The organism is Bacillus mojavensis, from assembly GCF_012648005.1.
GTDB classification, from domain to species: domain Bacteria; phylum Bacillota; class Bacilli; order Bacillales; family Bacillaceae; genus Bacillus; species Bacillus mojavensis.
Genome location: NZ_CP051464.1, coordinates 3455966 through 3482176, shown reverse-complemented (window position 1 = coordinate 3482176; position 26211 = coordinate 3455966). Strand labels below are relative to the sequence as shown.

At 37.4% G+C, this 26211-nt stretch carries 19 protein-coding genes; 10 read left to right on the top strand and 9 right to left on the bottom strand.

Features of this window, described 5'->3' with window-relative positions:
• Nucleotides 1-28: 28 nt before the first annotated feature.
• From HC660_RS18115 to gerBA, 3 genes are read right to left on the bottom strand one after another with little or no spacing between them, the layout of a single operon-like run.
• Entirely contained in the window at nt 29-1153 is a 1125-nt protein-coding gene (locus tag HC660_RS18115; protein ID WP_168748898.1) for a spore germination protein GerBC, read from the bottom strand.
• Nucleotides 1150-2256, bottom strand: a complete 1107-nt coding sequence (gerBB, locus tag HC660_RS18110) for a spore germination protein GerBB (protein WP_168748897.1) — start codon at nt 2254-2256, stop codon at nt 1150-1152. The genes HC660_RS18115 and gerBB overlap by 4 nt, the downstream gene beginning before the upstream one ends.
• A gap of 5 nt (nt 2257-2261) precedes the next feature.
• Nucleotides 2262-3713, bottom strand: coding sequence for a spore germination protein GerBA (gene gerBA, locus HC660_RS18105; RefSeq protein WP_168748896.1), 1452 nt, complete (start codon nt 3711-3713; stop codon nt 2262-2264).
• A gap of 265 nt (nt 3714-3978) precedes the next feature.
• Here gerBA and manA point away from each other — a divergent pair, with 265 nt between their 5' ends.
• Both manA and HC660_RS18095 read left to right on the top strand, forming a co-directional pair.
• Nucleotides 3979-4929: a mannose-6-phosphate isomerase, class I gene (gene manA, locus HC660_RS18100; RefSeq protein ID WP_168748895.1), complete on the top strand. Its 951-nt coding sequence runs from the start codon at nt 3979-3981 to the stop codon at nt 4927-4929.
• Between the two features lie 132 nt (nt 4930-5061).
• Complete coding sequence (locus HC660_RS18095) at nt 5062-7704, top strand: N-acetylglucosaminidase (protein WP_168748894.1); 2643 nt, start codon at nt 5062-5064, stop codon at nt 7702-7704.
• A 42-nt stretch (nt 7705-7746) separates the two neighbouring features.
• On the opposite strand, the gene HC660_RS18090 is transcribed toward HC660_RS18095, so the two are convergent.
• The 6 genes from HC660_RS18090 to HC660_RS18065 all read right to left on the bottom strand — a co-directional run bounded on the left by HC660_RS18090 (nt 7747) and on the right by HC660_RS18065 (nt 14648).
• The gene (locus HC660_RS18090; protein WP_168748893.1) at nt 7747-9606 is read right to left on the bottom strand and encodes a CDP-glycerol glycerophosphotransferase family protein; all 1860 of its coding nucleotides are present in this window, start codon (nt 9604-9606) and stop codon (nt 7747-7749) included.
• An 18-nt stretch (nt 9607-9624) separates the two neighbouring features.
• Complete coding sequence (locus HC660_RS18085; protein ID WP_168748892.1) at nt 9625-10794, bottom strand: CDP-glycerol glycerophosphotransferase family protein; 1170 nt, start codon at nt 10792-10794, stop codon at nt 9625-9627.
• 3 nt (nt 10795-10797) lie between these two features.
• A complete protein-coding gene (locus HC660_RS18080) occupies nt 10798-11823 on the bottom strand; it encodes a ribitol-5-phosphate dehydrogenase (protein ID WP_168748891.1) in 1026 nt (341 codons plus the stop codon).
• Nucleotides 11820-12533, bottom strand: a complete 714-nt coding sequence (locus tag HC660_RS18075) for an IspD/TarI family cytidylyltransferase (protein ID WP_168748890.1) — start codon at nt 12531-12533, stop codon at nt 11820-11822. Before HC660_RS18075 ends, HC660_RS18080 begins: the two co-directional genes overlap by 4 nt.
• Nucleotides 12534-12621: 88 nt before the next feature.
• Nucleotides 12622-13779, bottom strand: coding sequence for a CDP-glycerol glycerophosphotransferase family protein (locus tag HC660_RS18070; protein ID WP_168748889.1), 1158 nt, complete (start codon nt 13777-13779; stop codon nt 12622-12624).
• A gap of 95 nt (nt 13780-13874) precedes the next feature.
• The gene (locus HC660_RS18065; RefSeq protein WP_168748888.1) at nt 13875-14648 is read right to left on the bottom strand and encodes a WecB/TagA/CpsF family glycosyltransferase; all 774 of its coding nucleotides are present in this window, start codon (nt 14646-14648) and stop codon (nt 13875-13877) included.
• A 517-nt stretch (nt 14649-15165) separates the two neighbouring features.
• On the opposite strand from HC660_RS18065, the gene tagD reads away from it, so the two are divergent.
• The 8 genes from tagD to tagH all read left to right on the top strand — a co-directional run bounded on the left by tagD (nt 15166) and on the right by tagH (nt 26189).
• The gene (tagD, locus tag HC660_RS18060; protein WP_168748887.1) at nt 15166-15555 is read left to right on the top strand and encodes a glycerol-3-phosphate cytidylyltransferase; all 390 of its coding nucleotides are present in this window, start codon (nt 15166-15168) and stop codon (nt 15553-15555) included.
• 100 nt (nt 15556-15655) lie between these two features.
• Nucleotides 15656-16840: a CDP-glycerol glycerophosphotransferase family protein gene (locus HC660_RS18055; RefSeq protein WP_168748886.1), complete on the top strand. Its 1185-nt coding sequence runs from the start codon at nt 15656-15658 to the stop codon at nt 16838-16840.
• A 21-nt stretch (nt 16841-16861) separates the two neighbouring features.
• Nucleotides 16862-18226 (top strand): glycosyltransferase family 2 protein, encoded by a 1365-nt coding sequence (locus tag HC660_RS18050; RefSeq protein WP_168749517.1) that lies wholly within the window; start codon nt 16862-16864, stop codon nt 18224-18226.
• A gap of 1 nt (nt 18227) precedes the next feature.
• Entirely contained in the window at nt 18228-20312 is a 2085-nt protein-coding gene (locus HC660_RS18045; protein ID WP_168748885.1) for a DUF6270 domain-containing protein, read from the top strand.
• A gap of 25 nt (nt 20313-20337) precedes the next feature.
• Complete coding sequence (locus HC660_RS18040; RefSeq protein ID WP_168748884.1) at nt 20338-21501, top strand: glycosyltransferase family 2 protein; 1164 nt, start codon at nt 20338-20340, stop codon at nt 21499-21501.
• The gene (locus HC660_RS18035) at nt 21494-23581 is read left to right on the top strand and encodes a CDP-glycerol glycerophosphotransferase family protein (protein ID WP_168748883.1); all 2088 of its coding nucleotides are present in this window, start codon (nt 21494-21496) and stop codon (nt 23579-23581) included. Before HC660_RS18040 ends, HC660_RS18035 begins: the two co-directional genes overlap by 8 nt.
• Nucleotides 23582-23755: 174 nt before the next feature.
• Nucleotides 23756-24583: a teichoic acids export ABC transporter permease subunit TagG gene (gene tagG / locus HC660_RS18030; RefSeq protein ID WP_059353643.1), complete on the top strand. Its 828-nt coding sequence runs from the start codon at nt 23756-23758 to the stop codon at nt 24581-24583.
• Between the two features lie 19 nt (nt 24584-24602).
• The gene (tagH, locus tag HC660_RS18025) at nt 24603-26189 is read left to right on the top strand and encodes a teichoic acids export ABC transporter ATP-binding subunit TagH (protein WP_168748882.1); all 1587 of its coding nucleotides are present in this window, start codon (nt 24603-24605) and stop codon (nt 26187-26189) included.
• Nucleotides 26190-26211: the final 22 nt, after the last annotated feature.

The following is a 26211-nucleotide window of genomic DNA, read 5'->3' as shown; positions in this document are numbered from 1 at the left end:
CTGCCAATTGGCGCACCCTTTTTGCTGCTTACCTCCCAACTGTTCCAAAATTAATGATTTTGAAAGAAATATCGTATGTGAACTCCGCCTCAGTGAACGTTTCATCCCAATGCCCTTTTACTTTATTCCAGTAATCCGGGTATTGTATCCGAATGTAGTCAGATAAAAAGATAGGGTCTGCTTTATACGTATGCTGCAGCTGATCCATAATCTGCTTGATATCGTGCTTCAGCTTTTGCTCAAAAATGTTTTCCAGTTTGCGCAAATAGCTCTCGCTAAAAGAGTTTTCCTTTGGATTTTGATCTTCTGTCAGAATGCCTGTTGTTTTGACAGAAATATGGAAGACAGGCTTTCCATTCTGAATGGCAGGTTTGATTTTTGATTTGGACTTCTTAATCTCAAATGTAATCGGACGTCCTTTTTCTTCCGCCGGCATGACGCCGCCTTGGATTGTCCCCATGACCCATGTCAGTGTTTGTGTTTCGTCCGCTGAAAGAAATCCGACGAGTGTATTGCTGCCGCTTTTAATAATGCCAGCCCCGTCATACTTTGCTTTTCCCTTTTGGTTTTTTACGGCTTGAATGAGAAAACTGTGGCCATTTTGGCAATAGATAGAAGCTCTCCCGATGCGAAGCGGCATCATAATTTTCCCGTTATATCCGCTGTTATTTGTCAGATCAATCAGTTTTTCGGAAGGCATCGTCAGCTGCTGCTTTGGAATTCCTTTCGTGAAAATTTCTCCCGCTTTCCCTCTAGCTGCCATCAAATAGCTGCTTCGCCTCAGCTCATCGTCCCGGATAAAATGGTTGAACACTTGATCTATATTTTGATTTTTCAGTAGCTTTTCTCCCAAAAGAATCACTTTTAAATGGTCACTATAGATAGGAGGGTCCTTGATGGAAACATCACTGACCGCTTCGAGAATGGTTTTCCCGTGGGATGTCACATTGACAAATTCCGGTTTTCCTGATGATTGACTGTCTTCACTTTGGGGAAGAAGGTTTTGATAGGTTAATTTATACTGATGGTCATCAGTTTCATCGATAGCAAGTCCCCTGGCGAAAGACAGTTTTTCAATATTTTTGACATCCCAGCATCCGCAGAGTAGCTGCAGCATCAGAACCATTGCTGCAAGCTTTATTATTGTCTTCATTGCAGCTGACCCCTCCCTAGCTTCTTCTGTACCCAGCTCAAAAACCAGATGAGAAATGGTATGATAATAACACCTAAAAATGCATATCCGAGAAGTGAACCGTAATAAAACACGGCATTCAAATCGTCAGGTAACATTGTGAAGAAAAATGTAACAGCCAGCAATGCAGCAAGCAGCCACGGATTGTTTTTATTTTTCAGATGAAAAACATCTGTTAATCCGATATGCGCGCCTTTAAAGGAACCGAGCATACAGGCGAATTGCTGCGCTGTCCAAGTCAACTGTAAAAACAGGTCAAATCGTTCAATAAAAATCCCTGGGATTTCTAATGCATGGATGAGTGAAATGGTCGGCCACGTCACTGTTTTAGCCTCAGCCACACTCATACAGCCAATGACCATAAACAAGGTAATGCTATAGAAAACAGTCGAGGTTGCAATGCCCAAAGCGACAGCTTTTTTTACCTTCTTCGGATCTTTCATAAAGGGAATGAGATAAAAAATGACTTCAAATCCTGAAAAATATAAAAGGGTTTTAGGAAATAAAGAGAAAAAGCTTTGATAACCGCCTTCAAAAACAGGTCGGATAAAATCTAATTGAAACAAACGAAAGCTAAACATCAGAAGCATCAGAAAAATAATAATAGTGATAGGAAAGATATACGCATATACCTTCGCAATGGGGTAAACACCTCCGGCCACATGATAGATGGCAACCGCCAGAAATATAATGATGACAACCGCCATCGGCGTGTTTTTTAATAGAAAGAATGCGACAACCTCTCCCAAGACCCGGGCTTGAAAGCATACGATACCGATAAAATAAAGGGTAATAAATACATTCAAAAAGAAACCGATAAATTTTCCGGCAGCAATACTGTTGAGCTCAAAAATTGTTTTTCCGCTGTTTCGTTGAAGAAAAGGCAAAAAAAGTAGTGCAAAAATAATAAAAATAACGCCCTGCAGTAGGATCATAATCCAGCCGCTAGGACTCTCGGTTTCAGCTGCTGAGCGGGGAAGGGTTAAGACGCCGGCACCGATCATTGTACTGCTTACCATAATAAGCGTCTGCATAAATGTAAGCTTGTCCTCTGATTGCATCATAGCCATCACCTTTGTCTGATTTTATCTTTTGTGTCTTTGCGGGTCGGCCTTCTTTTTAAAAATAGGGTAGGGACGCGAATCACAGTGTCCTTTAAATCTTGTCCGGGCTGTGCCATTATGGGAATAATGTAATCTTGGCCAAAGCTTTTCAGTCGCATCAAGTGGCCGATCACAAACAGAAAGACCATGATGACGCCATACATGCCAAGCATCGCGGCACTTATCATACCCGCAATGCGAATAATCCGCAGCGGAAAGTTATAGGCGTATGAAGGCACAGTAAAGGATGCCAATGCGGTAATTGATACAACTATGACCATCAGTGCGCTGACGATTTGCGCCTGTACGGCTGCCTGTCCAATGACAACGCCTCCAATAAGCCCAATCGTCTGTCCGATCGGTTTTGGCAGTCTTAAACCGGCTTCCCTGATCAGTTCTATCGTAAATATCATAATAAAAGCTTCGACAAAAGGCGGAAAGGGTACATTCAGCCTGCTGCCTGCAATCGAAATAGCCATTCTCGTCGGCAAAAGGCCGGTGTGGAAGGAAACGAGAGAAATATATAAGCCAGGCAAATAAATGGTAATCAGGATGTTTGAATAACGAAGCAAACGAATAAGAGACATTGGAATCCAGCGCTGGCTGTAATCATCCGGTGAATGAATAAATTCATCCACCGTTGCCGGTACAATCAATGCAAATGGTGTACCGTCCACTAATATAGAGACCCGTCCTTCTAACAATGAGCTTTCTACACGATCAGGGCGTTCTGTGCTTAAAATCGTAGGAAAGATTGAAAAGGGTTCATCTTCAATGAGCTGTTCAAGTGTGCCTGATTCCGGCAAATCATCTGTCGTGATGGATTTCAGCCGTTTAAACACTTCTTTTACGACATAATCAGGGGCAATATCCTGAATATAAGCGACAGCTATCTTTTTTTTCGTCCTTTTGCCTATTGTCATTTCTTTTATAACGAGATTAGGGTCACTCGTCCGCTCTCGCAAAAGCGCCGTGTTTGTCCGCAGTTTTTCAATAAAGCCTATTTTCGGCCCGCGCTCCACGATTTCAGAGGAAGGCTCTTCAAGGTTGCGCGACTTTAATGTTTTTGTGTCAAATGCCAGCCCCGCACTGTAACCATCAGCCAGCAAAATGGTATGTCCGGAAAAAATGAGCTGCTGTATTTCTTTTATTGTAGAAACAACGCTGTGATGATAGCCGAAGAAGAAAGCGGATAAATCCTCAATTAAGCCATCTTTTTGAGCTAACGATTCTTTTTGTAAGGGAGAAATGACGTATTGCGCCAGAAGCTTATTTTCTGTCAAACCGTCAATATACAGCAGGCAAGCCTTCTGTCTGCTGTCTCCGAAAGAAAACGTATAAAACATAATATCGTCGTTTTGCCCCAATTTTTTTTTCAATGTTTCTACATTACGCTGGAGATCAGAGTCGATTTGCATAGTTTCTCCCCTTTATAAAACATATTGACGGTTCTTCTTAATTTGTATCAAAAAAGGAGAATTATTCTTCATAAGGAAAAGGCTGAAACAAACCTTCTTTTCAAAGTGATATAATAAAAAGGAAGCGTTTTCTCAAAAGGGGTCATGGATACATCATGCTTTGTACATATGTTGTCATTGAAAAGCAGACAGACATACGGGCGTTTGTAAGGGGCACGCATCGGGAAAATAATGATCAGCCATTTAAAGGGGAGGGGTACGGATCATGACGCAATCACCGATTTTTTTCAAGCCAGTGTTTAAAGAAAAGATCTGGGGCGGCACCGCTTTACGCGATGCCTTCGGGTATGACATTCTATCAGAAACAACAGGGGAGTGCTGGGCCATTTCCGCTCATCCAAAAGGACCGAGCACTATTGCGAATGGCCCGTATAAAGGAAAGACATTGACCGAGCTTTGGGATGAGCACCGGGAATTGTTCGGAGGCGTGGAGGGAGACCGGTTCCCGTTACTGACGAAGCTGCTGGACGTAAAAGAAGATATGTCGATCAAAGTCCATCCCGATGATTATTATGCTGGAGAGAATGAACAGGGGGAGCTCGGCAAGACGGAGTGCTGGTATATTATTGACTGCAAAGAAAACGCAGAAATTATTTACGGACATACGGCCCGCTCAAAAACTGAGCTTGTCACAATGATTAACAGCGGCGACTGGGAAGGGCTGCTGCGAAGAATCAAGATTAAGCCAGGTGATTTCTATTATGTGCCGAGCGGTACGATACACGCTTTATGTAAAGGGACACTTGTGTTAGAGACCCAGCAAAATTCAGATGCCACATATCGGGTCTACGACTATGACCGTCTCGAAACAAGCGGCAAGCCAAGGGAGCTTCATTTTGCAAAAGCCATTAACGCGGCGACCGTTCCCCATGTGGACGGATATATAGACGAATCAACCGAAACAAGAAAAGGAATAACAATTAAAACGTTTGTCCAAGGGGAATACTTTTCCGTCTATAAATGGGATATTGATGGAGAGGCTGAGCTTTCGCAGGATGAGAGCTTCTTGATATGCAGTGTAATAGAAGGAAGCGGTTCGCTTACCTATGGAAAAGAAACATGCCCGTTTCAAAAGGGCGATCATTTTATTTTGCCTTACAATATGTCCGACTTCACAATTAAAGGCACATGCACACTGATTGTGTCACACATGTAAACTTAATCTCACTTTGAGATTAAGTTTTTTTTATTTTTCAAAAATGGAATGGATTGACCTATAAATAGAGCATACGCGTGCCGATAAATAAACTAGTTTTATATACTCATTGAATAAGAAAGAGGAGAAGGAATGAAAAAGAGATTAATTGCACCGATGCTTCTGTCCGCCGCGTCCCTTGCCTTTTTTACCATAACCGGCTCAGCACAGGCTGCAGCGTATACGGACTACTCGATTTATAAGGTGGAGCCGGCAAAAACATTCAGTACAGAAACCCAAGCCTCTCAGGCTGCTGCCAAACTCGAAAAAGACACAGGCTGGGATGCATCCTATCAGGCTTCAGGCACAACAGCAACTTATCAGATTACCGCTACAGGCATACATAGCGAAGCAGATGCTAAAACTTTGCTGAGCGGACTGACAAAGCAGACAGCCATTACAGGCACATCCAGTCCAGTCGGCAGCAAACAGCCGTATATGACCATCACGTCCGGCGCAATATCAAGTGAAAAACAGGCAAACACCCTGCTGGCCAAGCTTAAGCAGGAAACAGGTGTCACCGGCGCTGTGAAAATGTCCGGCACAGCCCAGTTTTACATGAACGTGGTTACCTCGGAAATAGCAGATGAGATGAAGGTCAAGGAGCTTATCCAAGGCCTGACAAAGAAAACGGGGATAAAAAGCACGTATCAGCCCGTTACACATGAAGTTTCTGTAACAAGCATTCAATCAGGCGCTATGATCGGAGACAGCAAGGCTGCGCAAGTTAAAAATGCATTCCAAAAAGAATCGGGACTGAAGGCATCGTTAAAAGAAACAGTGAAAGGCCAAGCCTATTACACGTTTACAACAGCCCCTATATCAGGCGAAGCAAATGCCAAGACTTTGTTACAGCAGCTGAAACAAAGCACCGGAATTACGGGAAGCTACAAGTCAATCAATCAAAAAACAACAGCGGACGTATACAATGTCCAATCGGCTTATTTCAAAGGGCTGAATACAGTGAAGGACGCCGTCAGCCAAATCAAGAAAAACACTGGGGTGTCCGGATATTATCAAAAGGTTGGCAAAAGCACATCATATACTGTAAACATGAAAAATTTGACGAAGCAGCAGCTACAAAAGGTCCATGCATTCTTCAAAAAGAAAAAATGGCATTACACATCATCTGCCGTGAAAAAAACGACAACGTCATCTGCCTATCAAATTACGACTGCACAGATATTAGGTGAGCAGCAGGCCAACAAAGCTGCGGCCTTCTTTACACAGAAAAAAGTAAAGGCAACGAAAAAAGCGACTGGAAAAACAACCGAAAACCAATATCAGCTCATTTCTGAAGAAACAACAGACCAAACAAAAGTTACAAAAGGTTTGAACGTTTTAAAGAAAAATAAGCTGAGTGCTACAGCAAAAACAGTAAAAAAACAAATTGCTAACACATTTAAAATTACAACTGAATCTCTGCTGGAAGCGGCAAAAGTCAATGAAGCCATAACGTTTTTTAAATCGAATCAAATTTCAGCCGCCAGCAAAAAAACGGGTCAAACAACAGGAAGTAAATATCAAATCACCACTGAGGCGATCATCAACAAAGAGGACATCGATCGTGTACTTGCTTTTCTCAAAAAAAATAACGCCTCTGGCACGGCCGCGAAAACAGGCGCGACAGCATATACACAATACAAAATCCTGACATCTCAGCTTAGCAGCAAAACAGCATTGAACAATGGACTGAACTACTTTAAAGCTCAACAGTTAAGCGCGAACTACACAACCAAAAGCAACACGCTTTATAAAATTAGCCTTAACGAGCAATTCACAGGCAATAGTGCAGCCTTAGCGGCATCAGCGAAGCTGAAGCAATTATATGGATGGACATCATCCACTGTAAAAATCAAAAACGGTCCGCAAATCATGAAAACGAATTATAATCTATCGCTACGTGATATGGTTCAAAAACAAATGAAAGTCAGCCCGCAAACCGACGGTGCAGCTTACGTATCACTCACATATATCAATACTGCAACCTCAACGGTCACAGCTGATGTCCTTAACATCCGGTCAACACCGGCAGTCAGTCCGACGAACGTCATCGGCCAATTAAAAAAAGGTGATAAAGTGAGAATCATCGGCCAGACAAACGGCTGGGCTAAAATCAATATGGGGTGGAGAAACGCTAGCAGTGATGAAGTAGGACAATACGTTGACCCAAACAACTTTTCCATGGACAGCAAATACTACTTCCAATTTCTTAAGCTGTCACAGACAGCCGGCCTCAGCGTTGCCGAGGTCAATCAGAAAGTGCTTGCGGGCAAAGGCATCCTGACAGGGAAAGCAAAGGCATTTATCGATGCCGCAAATAAGTACAGCATCAACGAGCTATATTTAATCTCACACGCTCTCCTTGAAACAGGCAACGGAACGTCCGTACTGGCCAATGGTTTAACCTATAACGGAAAGACCGTTTATAACATGTACGGAATCGGCGCATACGATAGCAACCCGAACTACTACGGTGCCAAATACGCATACGAGCAAGGCTGGTTCACTCCAGAAGCCGCCATTATCGGGGGCGCCAAATTCATAGGCACATCCTACATTCATAACACAGCCTACAATCAAGATACGCTATACAAGATGAGATGGTCAGCCACAGCTGCACACCAATACGCAACAGACATCGGCTGGGCATACAAACAAGTAAACCGCATGTACAGCCTGTATTCATTGCTGGATGGATACACGCTGTATTATGATGTTCCGGAGTATCTATAAATAAAAAAACACCTTTTGCCGCGGCAAAAGGTGTTTTTATCATTATCTTTTAAGAACTTTATCCTCTAATGGTTCCTCTTCCTGAGGGAAAACAATTTGATCAATGACACGTTCACTTGCTTTACCATCCAGATCATCAAAGAAATAATGTACAAATGAATCAATTTGATCGAAGTTATACTTTTCTTCTTTAATAATAGAAATCATTTGATCAGACGTTTTTGCAAGCGGACCCGGAATAAAGTCAAAGTAATCGTAATAGAAATCGCGTTTCCGAATATAATCATCAACATCGTAGCTGAAGAAGATCATCGGTTTATTTAATAAAGCATATTCAAAGCATACTGATGAATAATCCGTAATCAATACATCCGTCACAAGCAATAGCTCGTTGATTTCTCTGAAAGAAGAGAAATCATAAAAGAAATCGCTATACTGATAAGGGATATTGGCGTCGTTCCGCACAAATGGATGTATTTTAAATAAGAAGATATATTCATCCTTTAACTCATGATACAGACGGTCAAAATCAAGCACCTCAAAAGGATAATGAGCCGATTGCTGCCCATTTCCGCGGAAAGTAGGCGCAAAGAGGATAACCTTCTTATCTTTAAGGAACGGATATTCCGTATAAAGACGTTCCTTCACAAATGCTTTTTTCGCTTCATCAAAGAAGAAGTCAGTTCGCGGAACACCGGTAGCAATCACGTTCTCAATGTCCACGCCAAAGCCCTCTGCATAGTGCTTCCGTATATTTTCAGAGCTGACGATAACCTTCGTGTAGTTTCTGTGGTTTTTCGAATGCGGCGACGGTCCTCCCGGCAGTCCGATTCGGCTGTAACCAAACGTTTTAAATGCGCCGACAGCATGCCACAGCTGGACAAGTTCGGCCTTTTTCCGAATTTTTAACGGATAAATAATTGGATAAAAATCATCAATGAAAATGATTTTGCTAGTCGCAAAATGATAAGCCATTGACATGAGTTCAGACAGGCTTTTTCTGTCACGTATGCTGCTCTTTAAGAAAAATTTAAAATCAAAGTTTTCTTCCCGCTTCAGCAGTTCCTCGTAAACAAATTCAAAGTTGCCTGTCAAATCAAGACGGCTGTCAGAAGCAAATACGATCTTGTTCGGCTTAATTGGAAGCAGGCGGAACACATCATAAGCAAAATGGAACAAGCTCGTATTCAGCTTGCGTAAAAAGCGGTTTGCTTCTTTCCCGGTATCGAGCTCTAACAGGCTTGGATCAATTTCCTGAAGCTTGTTGCAAGACAAATTAATCGTCTTTTCGCTCTCATCATAGTTGACAATCAAATTGAACTTCATCAGCTTTTTAGCTGAATGAAATTCCATCTTTGTCGCATACACATCATTAGAGAGGAAACTGCTGACATTTCCGACCGTATGCACTTCCTGGTGTTTGATATTTTGGTCATCGACTGCCTCGATTTCGAGAAATAGCTTATACTCGCCTTGTGGAAGAGGCTTGTCATTCATCAATTTAGAAAAGTTAATCTGCTGTGAAAATCCTGCCCATTTATAGGCTTCAGGCACATTTGCAGTATTGATGGATAACTGTTCTACAGGACAATCGCGCAACGAAACAGCTGTGAATAAAACACCGTTGTTCACCAATAATAAACGTTTGCGAACCTGATCCTCTTTTTGCAGAGGCAGGCCCTTAATATACATATAACCCGCAATCTTAAGGATCGACCCATTCCAAGAAAACTCAGAAATTTTTCTGACAGGCACTTGCTGATTTTCTTCGACACGCTTCGTTTTATCAAAAAGAGAAAAAACTCTGTTATCTGTTGGATGAACAATCAGAGCTGTATTTTCTTTTTTCACGTTTTTTCTTGATCTGAAAAGTCTGTTCTTAATCTTTCTGGCAAGCTTCACTTTGTACCTCACTTTCTCCTAATCGGCACCAGATGTTAAAAATGATGAAATAAAATCGGCTACCCGCTCTGAAGATTTGCCGTCTTGATGGGTAATAAACTTCTGTGAAAAAGCTTCAATCCGCTTCGTATCAGCTTCGTGCACATTCTCGATGTCTCGAACAAGCGATGTAGCGTCCCTAGAAATCGGCCCAGGCACAAATGATTCAAATGGATAGTAGAAATCACGTTCTTCTAAATAGTCTTCTAAATCCGGGCAGTAAAAATACATCGGACGCTTCAGCAGGCTGTATTCGAAAATGACTGAAGAATAATCGGTTATCAGTCCATCAGAGATTGCCATCAAATCATACAAAGAGTACGAATCGGATAAATCCAGCACAAAATCATCCTCTTCCGGACGCGCGTGCTGGCGCATATACGGATGAAGATGGAGCATGACGACATAATCTTTATGGTTTAGCGCTGATTTTAATTGTAGCAGATCAAGCGGGGTAGCGTAACCCTCTTGATGATGTCCGCTGCCTCGAAAGGTAGGAGCATACAAAAGCTTTTTCTTATGCTTTAGTTCAGGATAAGCCCGATCAAACTCATCTTGAACAGTGCGAATATGTTCTTGATCATAAAAATAATCCGTTCTAGGTATACCAAGCGGCAAAATCTGCTCTTGCTCCATTTGAAAAGCTTCAGCAAAATGCGGAACAGCAGCGGGTGCGCTGACAATTGCATAGTCATAGTTAGAATGCACAGGAACGATCTTCAAGTAATCGGAAGAAGGCCCAAACGGCTTGTTCACAATGCTGTAGCCAAACTTTTTAAACGCACCGCAAGCATGCCAAAGCTGGATGGCGACTGTTTCCTTTCGTTTGGGCACAACGTACAAAGGAAAATAATAATCATCCAATAACAGCACACGGCATGTGGCAAGATGATATAAAGAGCTGAAAAGATGAAGCAAATACGAAGCTCGTCCGATCAACCCTTTTTCCATCTTACGAAAAAGCAGGGTAATGCGAAGAGACGGATCTTGCTTCAGCTTTTCATAGACTGCTTTAAAATTATCACTTAAATGATCCTCACGATAGGAAGCTATGACAACTTTGTTATGCTGTACTGGTAATAAAGCGCTCAATAGTTTATAAGCAGTGCCGAATACTCCTTTTATAATTCGTGTAAGGAATGTTTTCACTGTTTAAATATCCCATTCAATAACAGTTTTTCCCCAAGATGAAGTCAAATCTACTTCAAACGCGTGTGTAATTTCCTCAATACTGCGTACCGGGAAGCGTCCGCCGACTAATGTTTCTAAATAATCAACCACTTCTGGGTATTGAGCTAAAAAGTCTACAGTACGGGCAAAATCCTCGCGTCCGCTGCGGCTGCTGCCGATCAGCGTAATCCCTTTTTCAAGCACCATTCTGGTTTCGATTTCAACTGGGTATTCAGATACGCCTAAGAGCGCTACACATGCCTCAGGATGGACATGGGTGATGATCTGTTCAATCGCACTTTCACTGCCGCGTCCGCCTACACATTCAAAGGCATGATCGATTCTTACATCCTCAGGAATGTCGTTAATTTGATAAGCCGCGTCAACAAAAGAGAAGTGTTCAAGTTTATAAGGCGTTTTTCCGAAAATAAATACCTTGCTGTCCGGGTACTTCTTCTTCAAAAGAAGCGTCATGATAAATCCGAGGTTTCCGTCCCCCCAGACACCGAATGTGTCACGCTTCTTATGCGCCATCCGTTCAAATCGGGAAAGCGCGTGAACTGCAATGGTGATTAGCTCGGTAAAAGCAGCTACATGCGGGTCAATGCTGTCCGGAAGTTCAACGAGCCGATCCGGGGCCATAAACATGTAATCCTGCATGAAACCGTCATAGCCGCTGGAACGGAATCTGCTGGATCGCAGATAATTTTCCGCAATCACTTCATGCTCTTCAACCGGTGTATTCGGAACCATGACAACCCGTGTTCCGACTTTAAAAGTGCCGGTCGGATCAAACATCACTTTTCCGATTCCTTCATGGATCAGGGCCATCGGCAGTTTTTTATCCATAGCTTCTTTGCCGCGGGAACCAGTGTAATATCGCTGGTCGGCAGCGCAGATGGATAAATGGGTTGGCCGGACAACAACCTTGTCTGAATGGACAACTTTATCTTTATACGTCACTTCAAACTGTCGGGCAGAAACTAAACGATACGTTTGATTAATCATTGTGAAATTCGCTCCTGTAAAATGGCATTTGCCACTTTTAAGTCATATGGTGTCGTTACTTTAATATTAAAGACTTCACCGCGAACCAGCTTCACTTTTTCACCTGCTAACGAACAGATCTTACAAGCGTCAGTCAGTACGGCTTTTTGATCATCTGACAGCTGATTATAAAGCTCGACTAATTTGCTGATGCGGAAGCTTTGCGGTGTTTGTCCCTGATACATATTATCGCGTACAGGGATATCAGAGATAAACTCTTGGTCTTCTGAAGCGATAATTGTGTCAATAGCTGATATGACTGTATCGACAGCGCCATATTGAAGAACAGCATCAATGTTTTCCTCGATAATGCGATGAGTCAAAAACGGGCGCACAGAATCATGCGTAATAATCACGTCATCATCTTGAATGCCAAATTCTTTTTCTATATAACGGATGCCGCTCATAATTGATTCATTGCGGTCGCTTCCGCCTTCCACCACGACCAGGCGCTCATCGTTTCCAATGAATTTTTTTAAAATGTCTTTTGTATGGTTAATCCACTCTTTAGGTGAAACGATCAAAATCTTATCGAAACGGTCATTTAATAAAAACTTTTCAACCGTATGAATAATAATAGGGCGTTTATTTAACGGCAAAAACTGTTTTGGCATATTGACATTTCCCATGCGGGAACCTTTTCCACCGGCTAGAATCTCAGCATAAATCATAAAATGACTCCTTCCTTACCACAACTCATAATGTTTTATAAAGGGTTTTCATATTATTTGCAATAACGATCTCTATTATATATAAAGATCAGAATGATTTCTTGTTTATATAGCTTAAAAGCTGCTTGCTGGCATTCCCTTTAGAGTACAAATTCCATTCACGGGAAAAACGCTCCACTTCAGATTGAAGATTGTTTATATCTTTTATCTGTTCTAGGAGCATTTCTGAATTACTGCAAGGCACCCCAGGTATCACCTCTGCATAATTTCTAATCAAGCCGCGTGTTTTGTCGTAAGCATCCATATCATACGCATAAAACAGAATGGGTTTGTCCAACAGAGCAAATTCAAAAGGAACTGAAGAGTAATCCGATATTAACAGATCGCTCATTTTTAATAGGTCTGCAAGAGGGAGATCTGATACATCTTTTATCCACTCATTATTGACAGGTAAATCTGCAGATTGTTTCATAACAGGATGCAATTTTACCGCAAGCAAAAATTCTCCTTTTAAATCATATGCCAGCTGTTTTTCTGAAAACGGCAGCGAAAAGCTTTCAAACTGATGGTCCCTGAAAGTCGGGGCATACAGAATGATTTTTTTCCCTGCCGGCAGATGGTGTTTGCATTTAAGTTCATGACCGTTTTTGCCGGCCTCATAGTAAGCATCAGTTAAAGGCACGCCAAATCTAAGAAATTTATCCTCTGTGATATCGAAAAATTCCTTAAATATGTCAGCCATGTGTTCAGAACCGACGACAATCCGGTCATATGAAGCATATACCTTACGAAAGCGTCTCACGTCAGACCGGGAACGATTCTGAGTATTGATATCCTTTAATCCAAAGCGCTTAAACGCTCCGTTCGCATGCCAGACTTGTATGCACTCAATATCCGGCCGGCTGGCCAAAACAGTTGTTAAAACAAAATAATTATCAACAACCACGGCTTTACTGCTCAGCATAGAAAAGACCGCTTTACATATATGAAGCGGATGTTTTTCATTAATAACTGAGACAGGGAGTGCCGGGAATTCATCTGCCAGTGACTTGGCGTGCTGGGTAAGCAGCACATTAATGTGAAATGAATAATGTCCCTCCTGATATTCCTTTAATAGGGCACGGGCATTATCAGGAAAAGAGACAAGCAGTGTCATTTGATTCCCCGGTTTTATCCAAAAGAGTGAAGCGCCAATGACTTTTATGGCCAAAGAATAAAAAAACGCAAACATCGATTGAAGTTTCATCCTGTCATCAGCTCTATTCTGCTGTCAGAGATTGTCCGCAGATACAGCGAATGATTCTTATATTTCATTAAAAATATAGCTCCTTTAAAGACCGTTTACAAGTGGCGTGATTGATCTTTAATCTGCCCTGTATATTGCGGCTTGGCTGAAGCTCGTTCATGCTTCAGCACGGCTGTAACATATTTAGGAATGCTAAGCATTCTTCTCCAGCGCGATGGGTTGGTGATCAGCCTGTACATCCATTCAAGGTGAAAACGGATAAAAAACGACGGCGCTCTTTTTACATTGCCGCTAAACACATCAAAGCTGCCCCCGAGCCCTACTGCTACAGCTTGAGGGAATAAATGCCGGTATTTATGGATAAAGAACTCCTGAACAGGGTAACCTAACGCGACAAACACCATATCCGGCTTTGCAGCAGCAATCTTGTCTGCCACTTCACTTTGATCCTTGACATAGCCGTCAGAGTAGCCCGCAATTTCAACTCCAGGATAATCACGGCGGATTCGTTCGATTGTTTGCTCAATAACATGTTTTGCTGCACCGTAAAAGAAAACACGCTTTTTCTTTTGGTGAGCCTTATCCAACAAGGACGTAAACAAATCATAGCCGGCTATTCTGGATTGAAGTGGCTTTCCGATCAACTTGGAGACCATAACAACACCAATGCCATCCGGCAAAATAAAATCAGCAGACGAAAGAACTGTTTCATACCGCGGATTCTGCATTGCTTCAAATCCAATTTCGGGATTTGCCGTAACAATAAACGCTCCTTTGGCCTGATCCAAATATGAAGTTTCCAAATGGGATACAAATGAATTCAGTTCACCGTCTACAAAATCTAATTGATTAATGGGTTTCGTTTGCATTATGTCAACCCTCCTTTTCATCTATATGTCTATAAAAAACATGTGTCATTCGTATAGTTTAAGTAAAGACCATAATTCATCACTTTACCTGAAAACATCTTACCCTATCATACCACAAAAATCTTTAGGAACTTTTAACATTCACATTACAATTCCTTCACGTTTTGACGATGAATTAATGTGAGGAGGGTTTACAAAATAAATGACGTAACACAAAGCAAATCGTTTCACTAAAAATCATGACAAAAGAATCAATTTTTCCATGAACGAAAACTTGGTATAATGAAAAGAGATAAAGCATTGGACCTGTAAATTTTATACATCAACATATATTTATCCCAAAAATTATTAGCAATTGACATTTTTAAAGAGCCTTAACTTTTATAGGAACTTATGCTATTATTGTTCATTATTAATGGTACGTAAAATTTATGTCGAAATTATAAACAGTTTGTTAAGTTTTTTGTTTTTTTCTGGCACTCTCAGTTGAAAACGGTTGGAAGGGTGATGTTATCTAATGAAGAAAGTGATAACGTACGGAACATTTGATTTATTTCACTACGGACATATGAAGCTGCTTGAACGAGCAAGAGACCTCGGTGATTACTTAATCGTAGGCTTGTCTACAGATGAGTTTAATTTGCAAAAACAAAAAAAATCGCATCACTCTTATGAACATCGAAAATTCATTTTAGAAACAATCGATTTTGTAAATGAAGTCATTCCAGAAAAAAACTGGGAACAAAAAATCTCAGATATCAAAAAGTACGGGATTGACACGTTTGTCATCGGTGATGACTGGAAAGGGAAGTTTGACTTCTTAAAGGAATATTGCGAGGTCATATACCTTCCAAGAACAGAGGGCATTTCAACTACTCAAATCAAAAAAGACATGGCTAGTCTATAGAAGTACTAATTAAAAGAGGCTTGAAGTAATGTTCAGTTGCTTCTTTTTTTCTTGTTTACGGAGAGAAACATTTAATTGTTTTATATTTAAGGAGTCTAAAATGAAATCAATGATTTTTAAAAAATATAGAAGTCTATTGGTCGTAGTATACTCAATTGTTTTTAGAATAATTGGGCTATTGCCCAGAAACGAAAGGCTAATAATTTTCGAAAGTTATTCGGGAAAGCAATTTAGCTGCAACCCAAGAGCAATATTTGAATACCTTGAGGAAAATAAAGATAAATATGATTACCAATTATTCTGGAGTATAGATAAAAGAAACAAGGACTTATTTGAGAATTTGGATGTAAATTATTTAAGGAGATTCTCTCTAAAATGGCTATGGTATATGGCTACAGCGAAATACTGGATAACAAACAGCCGCTTGCCATTATGGATCCCAAAACCGAGAAACACCACATATGTGCAGACTTGGCACGGAACCCCCCTAAAAAAACTCGCAAATGACATGGATGAAGTACATATGCCAGGCACGACGACTGAGCAATATAAAAAAAACTTTCTAAAAGAGGCTAGTAAATGGGATTATCTAATTTCGCCTAATGCTTACTCTACAGAGATTTTTAGAAGTGCTTTTCAGTTTAAAAAAGAAATTATTGAGTCTGGTTATCCTAGAAACGACATATTATATGCAAAAAATAGAGATGTGATTATCAAAAAAATTAAAAGAAAATTAAATATTGACGATAATAAAAAAATCATTTTATATGCACCTACATGGAGAGATAACGAGTTTTATGGCGTAGGTAAATATAAATTTAATTTACAACTGGATTTAGAAGAATTAAAAAATGAATTTCAGAACTCTGCTGTTTTTTTATTGAGAATGCATTATTTGGTCCGAGAAAACTTTGATTTACAAAAATACAGTCATTTTGTTAAAGATGTTTCGTTATATCAAGATATCAGAGATTTATACTTGATAAGTGACATTTTAATTACTGACTATTCGTCTGTATTTTTTGATTTCGGTAATCTTAAAAAGCCGATGTTATTCTATACGTATGATTTGGAGAACTATAGAGATAAACTGCGAGGTTTTTATTTCGACTTGGAGAAAAATGCTCCAGGTGAAATAGTAGAAAATAAAGAAGATCTATTTTTAAAGTTGAAATACGTTATAAATAATACCTCTTTACCAAAAGACTATAATCATTTTTACGAGGAATTTTGCTCTATGGAAGATGGTTTTGCGGCCAAAAGAGTTATTGAAAGTATTTTATAGAGCGGGAAGGAGGTAAGTGGTATATTCTCATTAATTATTCCAGTATATAATGCAGAAAAGTATTTACTTGAAACTATAGATAGTGTCATCAATCAAACACTTGACTTCGAAAAGTATATTCAATTGATTTTAGTTGATGATGGTAGCACCGATAATAGTAAAAAAATTTGTGAAGAGTTACAAAAAAAGTTTCCTAATAATATTGATTATAAAAGAATAAATAACGCTGGTCCATCTGCTGCGAGAAATATTGGACTAAGATTAGTGAATGAATCATCTGATTATATCGGATTCCTTGACTCTGATGATAAGTTATCAAGTGGGGCGCTCCACCATATAAAGGATTTTTTTGAGACAACAGGTCGTAATGTAAATATTGCCGTATTACCAATATACTATTTTGGCTCCAGAGAAGGCGAACACAAGTTAAATTACCGTTTTCTTAAAGGGAATAGAGTAATTGACATTTTAAATGAATATGATGCTCCTCAATATTTCATAGGTGGGAGCTTTTTTAAAAAAGCTCTTTTAAATAAATACGGCTCAACATTCGACGAAAATTTAGACTTTTGGGAAGATGCCCTTTTTATGAATAAACTAATATTAAATGAATCATGTTACGGGGTTGTAGCAAATGGAAAGTATTTTTATAGAAAAAGAACTGAGAAAAATTCATTAGTTGATACTTCTTGGCTATCACAAAAACGTTATACAGCTTTTTTGAAAAATTCATACTTTGTTTTGTTTAAATGGTCTAAACAAATCTATGGAGAGATACTTCCGTATGTACAATATCTAACAGCTTATCATATTAAATTATACCTTTATCCAAATAATAGAGATTCAGCTATTGAAATAATGGATACAGAAGATTTTAATCAGTTTATTATTGAGTTTAAAAATATTTTGTGCGAAATAGAATCTAAGTATATTGTAGAACAGGACATGAATAGTTACTATAAAGAACTTTTGTTAAAGTATAAACAAGAAAAATATTCCTTCTCTTCTGGTATTGATAAGTTAGCAAATAAAAACGTAACAATCAATGATGTTAAATTTAGAGGGATTTATTTAGTTTTACAAGGTCACTTTGTTAATGAGCTTTATGAAATGAAAAAAGAAGACAGAATTTATCTTAAGTATCTTCATAAAAAAATATATGCCAAGCAAATCTTACTTGATGAGAAAATAGAAATATGGGGCAATAAAGTTAGAGATTATAAATATGCTGGTTTTAAATTAAAACTTCCTATTTGGATATTAAAATTTTCAATAGGCTTAGAGGGGCAAAATTTTAATATTATTTTAAATGAAGTCAATATATTTAAATCCCTCGGTAAAAAAATATTACGTACTAAAAAAGCATATTTCGGAAAGGCGAAATGACATGAACATAGTAGATGTAATATATGACGAAAAAAGGGGAAGTTTGAAGATTCTTTGTGATCGTAATGGATATGAAGGTTCTAACGATTTTTACTTCGGAAAAAAGGAAAATAGTCGAGATACGGAGCTTCATGAACAGATTAAACTTGAATATGAAGACATAAATAAAAGCTCTTTATGGTTATACGTTAATCTTAACGAAGTTTTTACTTCTTGTAATGTAAGTGAAAGCTATTGGTCAATTTATATGGCAACCACACTAGAAAATATACCATTGAAATTTAATAGCTCTGAAAAAACTACTTATGCCTATTTTGTTCCTCATCAACATTCTATATTTAAAGTCAGGCCCTATATTGCTAAAGACAAATCTTTAGCGTTTTTTATAAGGCCTATCGAATTTGTACCCGTTTTAAAGAATCTTAAACAAGATGCAAATCATTTTCATTTGAAAATTGAGTGTACTGGGGCAGACTATGATCGTTTATCAAAAAGACAATTGTCGTTATCTCTTCTAAAACGGGATCAACCTAGTCTATATTTCTATTCAAATGAAATAAATATAGCAAAAGAAGAAAACATATCAGAAATGCTATATTTCTCTATCCCAAAAGATTTGTTAATAAATGATGAACTTCTTGATGTTTTTATAAAAACAGAAATTCCTAAAGATAATGATAATAAGTTGTTATCGAATCAAAAAGAGATATATTTAAAAGTTAATGTAGATAGCTCTTTAATAGAAGTGCTCCTTGAAAATAATTATAACATTAACGAGTTTTATACTTTAAAGGCTAATATAAATCCTAAAAGTCAACTTTCCTTTGAGACAATAATTAACAACTTCAGTCCAACTTTAATTAGAGTGGAAAACACTGGGGATGATTTGAAGTTTTTTATGGAAGTGGGAGAAGATAGCTTAGCTTACAACTTGCATTCAAATCTGTCTTTTGTATTAAAAAGAAGAAGAGTCCTAGGAAAAGAAGTTGAATATTATGACGAGATAGCTCTTCCAATAGAATTTAATGAAGGTCAGTTTATATCTAAAATAATAAAATCGAATATTTTGTCTAAGTCTTACCTTAAAGGAAACGACGTTTGGGATGCTTTTATTAGGTTAGACAAAGAAAGTAACATTATAGAAAATGAAGTTAAAGTAAATAAAGGCACATCTTATTCATTTAGCTATTTTAAAACAAATTCAAGGTGCTTAAAAAATTCCGAGGCCAAGTTTTTTGTTAATGGGAAATCTAATCTTTCGCTTTTTATTTCAGACCGGCAAACAGTAGGGACTAGACCGATACGAATTGCTGTGATGGGTACTTGCTTCAGCAGAAACCCTTTTAACTCCAGAGAGTATTTCAACCCTGGATATAAGAAGATTTATGAGTGTGTTTATACTCAGTTCCACTCATCAATAGTAAGCTTGGTTTCTAAACCGATCGCCTTTAATCAGGAAGAATTTAAAGATATAAAAGATCAAGATATAAACTTTGTTGAGACAGATTTCAAAAAAGATTTTTTTGAAAAACTAAAGGCATCTCAGCCTGATTACTTAATTATTGACCTTTACTCTGATGCTGCAAAATCACTTATTCAGTTCAGTGAACACCAGTATGCCAGTGCAAGTTTTATAATTGAAAAAAGCCATTTTTTTAAGAACTTAAAAAATGCAGTTATTATTAATCATAATGATAATAGCAAGTATTTTGAAGTTTTTAAAAAAGCACTTAACGATTTTATTGCTAAAGTGACAGAGATTTTACCTGAATCTAAAATTATTCTAAATAAAGGGCGTTTTACTTATAAATATAGAGATATAAATGGTGAAATTAAATTTTTTGGAGATCAGGAACTAATTGAAAGAAATAATTATTTTTGGGATAAAGTTGATAACTATTTTGAAAATATGTTACCCAATGTTAATATTATTGACCTGACAAATACACCTTTTATTGGTGATGAGCGATACCCTTTCGGAAAGTCGTTTTCTCACTATGAATCAGCATATTATAAAAAATTTATGGATAGATTAAATTCAATTGTGCTTGAAGATATTCAAACTGAATTAAAATCTAAACAATAAATGAATTTAATAAGGAGAAATTAAGTTGGATTATCCATTAATCAGTGTAGTTTTACCTGTTTACAACGTAGAAGCATATGTAGAAGAATGTCTGGAATCTATAATTAATCAGACATTAGGATTTGAGAAGATAGAAGTTATCTTGGTCAATGATTGTTCAACAGATGGCACCGCCGCCATTTTAGATAAATATGCGGAACGGTTTAAAAATATAAGAGTGATTCACTTAAACGAAAACTGCGGAGCGCCAGGAAAGCCAAGAAATATTGGGATTAACGAAGCTAAAGGTGAATACATTATATTTTTGGATCCTGATGATTACATTCCAGCAGATGCTTATGAAAAATTATATAAGGTCATGGAAAAAAATAATTCAGATTTCGTTATGGGCAAAATGCTTAGCTTTAATGACGAAAATGGAAAAACACATGAGCACATAACATTTAAAAATTATTTTATGCACAAGCATTATAATGATGTAAATATAGAAACTGTTCCGTTCTTCCTTCAAGTGAAAACAGCTGTCTACTTAAAATTAGTAAAAACAAGTTTCTTAAGAGAGCATAATATATTATTTCCAGAGGGTATGAGGAATGGGGAAGATAAAATTTATGATATGGCTCTCTTCACAAAAGCAAAAAAGTTTAGTTATATACCTGAATATATTTATTACTATAGAACAAGAAATGATGCAAACAATCTATCCCTGACACAGCAAAATATTAAAAAAACCCTTCAAAATGATGTAACAGCTGCATTAAAAATAAAAAAATTTCTAAATGAAAAAGAATACTCTTATTTTCAAATAAATGCTTTCAGGTCTCTTTTGTGGAAAATCTGTGATCCTGAATTTAACAAAGTTCCTGTAGCTGAAAGACTTGAAATATTAGAAATGATTAGACCTGTTGTACAAGGATTTAACCCTGATATTACTGAAAAATATTTTTCTATTGAAAAACCTTTGCTTAGTTTGATTGAAAAAAACCTCTTATTAGAAGCTTTGGAATACAATTCTATGATCGTCTCGAGACGATGGTGGTATAGTACAGGAATAGAATTGCAAAAAATGTTTAAGCGGCAGCAGGCCATAAAAAACTCACTTTCATGGAGAATAACTAAAATTTTTAGAAGCAAAATTAAAACAAACAAGTTGAAATATAAAATTAAGGAGAAATTGGTTAGTGATTGAGACTACATTATTGATTCCAGTTGGCACTCAAGATAACAGCTTAATACAAACATATATTGACTTTGTTAAAGGTCAAAGTATGAATTGGAATAGTTTGGAGATATTTTTTGTTGTAGAAACTGATATACCTGATCAAAATCCAGATGAAAATGTATATTTAATGAGTAATAAAAATTTTGATATTTCACTTAGTAAGGGAAAGTATGTATTTCTTTCAAACATAGAATATCGTTATGATTCAGGTTTATTGAAAAGTCTTACTGAAAAGATGAATAGAAATGGAGCACCTATAATAAGTGCAAATAAATTGTTTAATAATCAATTTGAAAACATTATTGCTTCGAGGATAATGAAAAAACAATATTTGATTGATACTTATTTCTTTTCAACAAATATTTTTAATCGTGACAACTTAATTCAATTCTTTTTTGAGCAAGATACAATGAACATTGAAATGGATTTTTTAGGCGAGTGTTTTGTAGATAATGAATTAATAGAATATAGTTATCAATGCAATATCAATTCATTAAAAAACATTGTAAGCATAAAAAATAAGCAATTTTTAGAGACATACGGATTTTTGATACTAGAAACATTAATGTCTTATGCAGATTCCAATGTTTTTTTGAATAATTTATTAGATAAAGATCACAGTGATGCATACGATACAATAAAAAAGGTAAGTGAAGTTGTTAGTGTAGAAGATATTTATGACTTCAATGAAGTAGGTTATGGAACTTTTTTTAAATTGATCCAGAAGGACTGTTATTATGAAGCAACAGAGTTTATGAAGTTGTTAAAAAGTAAAAGACACTGGTTCAATCAATCAAGAACTTATAAATCTTATTTTGCGAGAGTTCCGTTATTTGAAAAATCGTTATCTTGGAAATTAACGAAGCCATTGAGAGATTTGAAGTATCAATATCGTCATATAAAGCACCTGATAAATAAATATCTTCTTATTTTTCTTGCATATATAGTGAAGCAGATATATAGAAAAGATGTATGGTTAGTCGGGGAGAGATATGATCAAGCTGAAGACAATGGATTTTCCTTTTTTGAGTATTGCAGAACAAATCACCCAGATAAAAAGATCTATTATATTATTGATAAAGGATCTCCGCATGCTGAAAAGGTAGAACGATTAGGAAATATACTTTATCACTCTAGTTTTAAACATAAATTATTTATGTTTTTAGCAAACGCATATATAAGTGCATGGACGTTTCAGGAAGGTTTATATCCATGGCCTTCAAAAGTGTATAACAAATATTATAAAAGAATTTTAAATGAAAAATATAATATCTGTTTGCAGCACGGCTTAATCATGTATAACATTTCACCCTATTTGCATAAAGAAAAGTATAATCAAGATCTTGTTATTAGCAGTTCAGAAAAAGAAAAAGAAATTATCCTTAATACTCTAGGTTACAACAGTGATGAAGTTATCGTCACCGGGCTTTCAAGATTCGATAAATTAGCGAAAAATAAATCGAATAAAGACCAGATTTTAATTATGCCGACCTGGAGAAGAAGTTTAGTTCAAATGAATAAGCATAACTTCTTGAAATCTAAGTACTTTCTAACATACCAAAGTTTACTTAAAAATGAAAAATTTCTTAATATGATAGAGGGAAAGGGTATTAAGGTCAAGTTTTATATGCATTATCAAATGCAAAAGTATATAGAAAATTTCAATGTTGACCATCCGCAAATTGAAATTTTAACAAAAAATAATGCAGTAGTATCTGATTTGATTAAAGAAAGCTCATTATTGGTTACAGATTATTCATCCGTTTCTGCAGATTTTTTGTTTATGAATAAACCAGTTGTTTTTTACCAATTTGATCCTTATGACAATCATTCTATCAGAGTAAATGAAATTAAATCTGAAGACATTGGTATAGTGGCATCAGAAGAAGAAACTGTTGTTAATAACATAATTGAGATTTGTAATCGAGATTTTATAATAGATAAGCAATATAAAGAGAGCTCTAAAAAGATCTTTAAATTTAAAGATGATCAAAACAATGAACGAATCTTCAATACGATTCTAAAATCTGTAAAAAGAGCAAATTGATGAGAACTATGAAAAAGACCGATGGAGTATATCTGTCGGCTTTTTCTATACATTAAATTTTAGATTGCTGCAATGTGAAAAAAAACTTATTATCTGTTACAATATTCATCGGTGCTTTCAAATTTCTTTAACCGAAAGATCCCAAAAATCATTTAAGTCTAAGGAAGATAAACAATGAATGCATTAGTAAGAATCGTAAAAGAGCAAGTGACATCGTTTCCTTTAATTTTGCGCTTGGCTTCGTATGAGACAAAGTCTCAGTATCAGATGAATTATCTTGGTGTATTATGGCAGTTTTTAAATCCCCTCATTCAAATGCTGGCGTACTGGTTTGTATTTGGTATGGGAATTCGTAACAGTAAGCCAATCATAACGGGTATCGGTGAAGTGCCTTTTATTGTTTGGATGCTGGCTGGTTTGATTCCATGGTTTTTTATTAGTCCGACGATTCTTGATGGATCAAACAGTGTGTTTAAGCGGATCAATATGGTCGCGAAAATGAATTTTCCGATCAGTTCCCTGCCATCTGTCGTGATTGCTTCAAATTTATTTAGTTATTTTGTGATGATGGGTGTTTATGTCATAGTTCTGTTAGCAAGTGGTATTTACCCAAGCTTGCATTGGATACAATATATTTACTATTTAATCTGCATGATTGTATTTATGTTTTCGTTTAGTTTGTTTAACTCTACAATCAGTGTGCTTGTCAGAGATTATCAATTTTTGCTGCAGGCCGTTACCAGATTATTGTTCTTCTTACTTCCGATTTTTTGGAATATATCAGAGCAGCTTGGAAAAAATCATCCGAACCTTCTGCCTGTGCTTAAACTGAATCCGATTTATTATTTGATAGAAGGATTCCGGAACAGCTTCTTAGACGGGAAATGGTTTTTCCAAGATATGAAATACACGCTGTATTTCTGGCTGTTCACTTTTCTTTTATTAACAGTAGGTTCTATCCTGCATATGAAATTCAGAGACAAGTTTGTTGACTTTCTTTAATACGTAAGGAGATTGTACGATGAAACTAAAAGTTTCGTTTCGAAATGTTTCAAAGCAGTATCATTTGTATAAAAAACAATCGGACAAGATTAAAGGATTGTTTTTTCCGGCTAAGGATAATGGTTTTTTTGCTGTGCGGAATGTCTCCTTTGACGTGTATGAGGGAGAAACAATCGGCTTTGTAGGGATAAACGGGTCGGGGAAATCGACTATGTCTAACCTGCTGGCTAAAATTATTCCGCCGACCAGCGGTGAAATTGAAATGAACGGCCAGCCGTCGCTGATTGCGATCGCGGCCGGTTTAAATAATCAATTAACGGGCCGGGACAACGTCCGGCTCAAGTGTTTGATGATGGGTCTAACAAATAAAGAAATTGATGACATGTATGACAGTATTGTTGAATTTGCGGAGATTGGCGATTTTATTAATCAGCCGGTTAAAAACTATTCCAGCGGGATGAAATCGCGTCTCGGTTTCGCGATTTCCGTTCATATTGATCCGGATATTTTAATTATTGATGAAGCGCTCTCCGTAGGAGACCAAACGTTTTATCAGAAATGTGTAGACAGAATTAATGAGTTTAAACAACAAGGAAAAACCATTTTCTTTGTCAGCCATTCCATCGGCCAGATTGAGAAAATGTGTGACCGCGTTGCTTGGATGCATTACGGCGAACTTCGGATGTTTGATGATACAAAAACAGTTGTGAAAGAGTACAAAGCGTTTATTGACTGGTTTAATAAGCTCTCGAAAAAAGAAAAAGAAACATATAAAAAAGAGCAGACGGAAGAGCGCAAGAAAGAAGATCCTGAAGCTTTTGCCCGTTTCCGCAAAAAGAAGAAAAAGCCAAAATCACTGGCCAATGCAGTACAAATTGCGATTTTGTCTTTCTTGACAGTTTTTATTGCGGGCACGATGTTCTTTGATGCTCCGCTTCGAACGATTGCTTCGTTTGGCGCAATTCCGCAGAATGAAGTCAAGAAGCATCATAGCGATGCAAAGGGCAAGATGGAGGAAAGCCTAACTGTAATGAATAAAAAAGGCTTTATAATTGATGAAGAAGTGACAGTCTATAAAGACCAAGATCTGAAAAAGAAGGCCAGTGTTACACTGCCTTTCGGTACTGCAGTGACGGTAAGCGCAAAAGGCAAACAAGCAGCAAAAGTTAAGTTTGACGGACATTCATATTTTGTGAAGAAGAACGCTGTTGTGACTGATGTGAGGAAGGCGGAATTGCCGGCTTCTGCTTTTACACCTCATGTCCAGCAAAACGCAGCAGCTTCCTATGAATACTTCCTGAAGTTCCTCGGAGACAGCAGTGACAGTATTCAATCAAAACTGAACGGTTTTACAGAAGGAGAAACAGCTGACGGCAGAAAGACTTTGGATTTTGATTATGAAAAGATCAGCTATGTATTGGAAGATAATAAAGCGTCACAGCTTATCTTTCACAACATTTCTCCCGTTACTCCAGCGTCATTATCATTAAGTGACAGTGATGTATTGTATGACGACGGCAGCAAGAATCGTTTTCTTGTGAATACAGATGATCAGACCTTTGCAGTTGATAATGAAGAGCATACGCTGACCTTGATGTTGAAATAATAAAAGGCTATTGGATGAATGT